This is a genomic window from Candidatus Afararchaeum irisae (assembly GCA_034190545.1).
GTDB classification, from domain to species: Archaea; Halobacteriota; Halobacteria; order Halobacteriales; family Afararchaeaceae; genus Afararchaeum; species Afararchaeum irisae.
Genome location: JAXIOF010000053.1, coordinates 1 through 3,925, shown reverse-complemented (window position 1 = coordinate 3,925; position 3,925 = coordinate 1). Strand labels below are relative to the sequence as shown.

The following is a 3,925-nucleotide window of genomic DNA, read 5'->3' as shown; positions in this document are numbered from 1 at the left end:
GTATAGACGTCGACGATCTCATAGACGAGGCTCTCGAAGACCTGTTCGAGTAGAGCCGCCCCTGTTAACCTGAGTCAGGTGACTCAGCTTAACACCAACGACTACCACACCCGCTTTGGAGTGTATTTCTCCCCCTAGCTAACCAACATCTCTAGACAATTCTCCGAAAATGTTGGTTAGTTCAGCAAATCAAAGACTCCCCCACCCCATCGTTTCAACTGTTCTGGATAACTAGGGGTATTCTATCCGTATACTATTTAGACACTATACTAGAATACTGAAAATAAGTCTCAGTTACCCATAAACCTAATAGATGTATTGTATTATATTAAATATTTTGTTTTTAATAACTAACTAACTAGTTGAGGGTGTTGTTTTAAGCTAGGAACACTTGAAACAGTGGGGTGTGGGAGTATTTAAAGAAGTAAAACATTTGAAACACTTGAAACACTTGAAGGGGGTGGTTTTATGTATGATAATCTTTCTCTAGTAGGTATGGGACTCTTTGAGCCGGACGAATCGATTTTCCGTACTGAGACCCCACTTCGAGAAGACTATGAGCCGGAAGACATCGAAGAAAGAGACGAGGAGATCTCTGAGTATGTTGATATTCTCCAGCCTGTGATGAACGGTGACCCTCCCAAGAATATATTTGCTTATGGTAAAACGGGGGTAGGAAAAAGTGAAGTCACCAAACATATTCTCCAGAATCTAAAAGAAGATGCGGACAAATACGAAATAGATATTTCTACGGCTCATATCTCCTGTGAAAATCTGACTTCTTCGTATCAAGTTGCAGTAGAGATAACTAACGAACTCCGTGAGGACAAAGAACGAATTAGTGAAACTGGCTATCCTGAACAGAAAGTGTTTAACCTGATGTATGAAGAAATCGATAGACAGGAAGGCACTGTCCTAATTGTTCTCGATGAAATTGATAATATCGGCGAGAACGATAAAATCCTGTACGGACTCCCTAGAGCAGTTGCTAAAGGATACGTCGAAAGCAGCAATATAGGAGTAATAGGCATTTCAAACGACCTTGAGTTTAGAGAAAATCTTTCCGCAAAAGTTCGGGACACTCTCGCTGAAGAAGAGATTCATTTTCCTCCATACGATGCTAATGAGCTCAAATCTATACTCTCTAAAAGGGCAGAGAAAGCTTTCTACGATGATGTTCTTAATGAAGACGTCATACCTCTCTGTGCTGCCTTAGCAGCTAGAGATTCTGGTAGTGCTCGTCAAGCTCTTGAGCTTCTCAATAAAGCAGGAGATATAGCTCGTAGAAATGAAGATGACTCAGTGACTGAAGAATATGTTAGAAAGGCGCAGAAAGAAAGAGAAAAAGATAGAATAGAAGAAGGGATTGAAAACTTAACCACCCATGCTAAGCTGACTCTTCTTTCTATATTAGACTTCGATATTAAGGGAGAAGTACCTGTCCGTAATGCCGATGTTTACCCGAGATACAAGAAGATAGCAAATAAAGCAGATGCTGATACTCTAAGTAAGCGCCGTATACACGATCACCTATCACAGCTTTCACTCCAAGGGATCCTTAACCGAGAGAAGAAAAATATCGGTAGACAGGGGGGTTCATACTATATTTATGAACTCAATACAGATATGGATCTTGTACTTAATACGATAGAGCAAGACAGTCGCTTAGGTGAGATCCCCAGTATACTTAGAGAAAAAAGATAACGCTCATACAGCATCTCCGAAATTTGATTTAGTGGAACGCTCATGTGTAGATGCGAATACCTAGCGAAAGTCGATGAATAGATCTGCCAGACTGAATAGTCAAGTATAGCTAAAATAACGGCAAGTATTCACTGCTACAGATGAGCGACCCTGTATAATGGTGTTTTGAGACGCCACGAAACGTGCGGACACGTTATCTCCTCTGACCATCGCTGATTACGGAGATATTCTAAACAGTCCTCTTTATCAGGCAGAAAGACCTCATCAACGCTCTCTCTGCTGACCATCTTGAATCCAACTATTAGCTCCTTTCAGAAATAAGTATTCACTACTACAGAAGAGCGTAAATCCGTTAACGTTCTACTGGAAGATATGCCTCAAAGCCTCAAAGCCACCGAGTTTGATTATACGGACGAGGGACGGTGGAGTCCTTATTTCAAAAACCGAATGAGGGGCTTTGCTGAGGAAGCTAAAGCCCTGCACGCGTTCAGACAGGAACTCGTGAGGAAATGTGATGGGATGCCCTTCGACGAGCTACAGGAACAGTGGGACTACACCCAAGTCCTGCTCGGAGGAGTTAATGAGAATGGAGGGTATCGTGAAAGAAGCTTAGCGAAACTCTACAAGGAGTTGCTTGGCCTCCAGTTTACAGACCTGAAGGATGTAGTCGAAAAGCAACGCCAGGATATATCTCCGTCAACGAAAGTAGTTGTCGACGACACACCTTTCGCTAAATTTGTGGCCAAAGCAGTGGAAGAGGCCGAAAAAGTAATTCAACAGGCCCAGGAGAACGATATGATCTACGATCAAGAGGTAGAAGCTGAGTATGATTTCTACGACCTACTATCAGATCAAGAGAAATTCACTAAGCTCCTGAGTGATTTTCTTTACAAACTACAGAACCTTCTACCGAATTATAATGAGCGGGCGCTATTCGTGTGGACGCTTCCAAAGACTACAAACCGGTATCTATCAGTCGCTTATCCGAAGCTGAAGGATCGAAAGCAGTGGGAGTGGCTTGAGGGTACGTTAGGCTTGGAGCCAGTGTTCGTTCCGGACATCGACGAGACCGGTGAAAACGTTGAGGAGCGGGAACAACAGTACACGGTGTACGATTATCGGGATAATTCGATAGGTGACCGGCTAGTCGAATTCTGTCAATTGGTATGGGATGCGTTCGATGGCGAGGTCCGTGAATCACTCCGACTGGCTTTCCCAGATGTTCCAAACTTCAAGAAAGAGTTCTTAGAAGAAGCCCACGACAAGCTGGATAATATCGGATGGAACACCCCGGACAGACTTAATTTTGAACTGTCTGGTGAAGAAACCAGACTTAAGCTCGTTGGAAATGACGAGAAGTACCCCGGTAAGAAAGGAGATAATACTAAAGCCGAATACCGGATTTCCGGTGTCAGACTCGATCAGTTAAATTACAATGGATACAGTACAAGTGGGAACCGGTCATCTGGAACTGAGGAACGCAACCTCTCACTTCTACGGGTTTTAGATGAACTCTCTCCAGGACTGTTCCTACTGAATCGAATTGAATATGAATTACACATCAATCAGAGTTCGCTAGAGGTGGAGAAGCTATGACCGGCGATGATTCCAAGCAGAAACAAACGGACGACAAACAAGAGATAACGGGTAATCGGGAAGAGCAAGAATACCGGCGGGATGATAAAGAAAATAGATCTGTATCAGGTGATACAACAGAGACAGACAACACCCTTGCTTCACCCGAAAGACTGGAATCAGATGGCGAAGCCATCCAAGGAAAAGATGAAGAGCAACTTGATGTCCCACAGATCACAATAGAACTGGATTCGAAGTTAGATTCGACTGATCTTATTAGGGAGCTACCGGCAGGAGGAAAATCAGTTCAAATACCGCAAATCCAGACACAATCCACGCTTAGACTAAAGGCCGGTGACATAACGGAAACCATTCTCGCCGAGTCAGAAGCTGGTCTGGCAGGTGTTCCTCAGTTTTCTCAAAATACCGCGGACCGGTTGAGGCCAGTTGAGTTTGAAGACGATCAGTTGGATGAAGTCAAGCGTGTCCAAAAGGTGCGGGTTCCGCAGATGAAAATAGGGACTCGGCACCGTATCCAACCATTTAGTACATTTCTGGAAACAATCCCTGAAATCACACCTAAGGACAAAAGTGTAGAGGAGGGTGCAGCCGAGTTAATAGAGGAAGAGGAACAAGAAGTGGTAGA

The 3,925-nt window shown here is 43.7% G+C and carries 3 protein-coding genes and 1 pseudogene; 3 read left to right on the top strand and 1 reads right to left on the bottom strand.

The genetic code is table 11. From position 1 onward, the window contains the following. Positions 1-495: 495 nt before the first annotated feature. Positions 496-1,704 carry an orc1/cdc6 family replication initiation protein gene (locus SV253_06950; GenBank protein MDY6775798.1) on the top strand — a complete coding sequence of 403 codons (1,209 nt, stop codon included), beginning with the start codon at positions 496-498 and terminating at the stop codon, positions 1,702-1,704. 141 nt (positions 1,705-1,845) lie between these two features. Here SV253_06950 and SV253_06945 read toward each other — a convergent pair. Next, positions 1,846-1,991, bottom strand: a pseudogene (locus tag SV253_06945) (IS1595 family transposase). A gap of 85 nt (positions 1,992-2,076) precedes the next feature. On the opposite strand from SV253_06945, the gene SV253_06940 reads away from it, so the two are divergent. Further along, the gene (locus SV253_06940; protein MDY6775797.1) at positions 2,077-3,300 is read left to right on the top strand and encodes a hypothetical protein; all 1,224 of its coding nucleotides are present in this window, start codon (positions 2,077-2,079) and stop codon (positions 3,298-3,300) included. Then, a partial coding sequence (locus SV253_06935) for a hypothetical protein (protein MDY6775796.1) occupies positions 3,297-3,925 on the top strand: 629 nt, incomplete at its 3' end. The genes SV253_06940 and SV253_06935, both read left to right, overlap by 4 nt.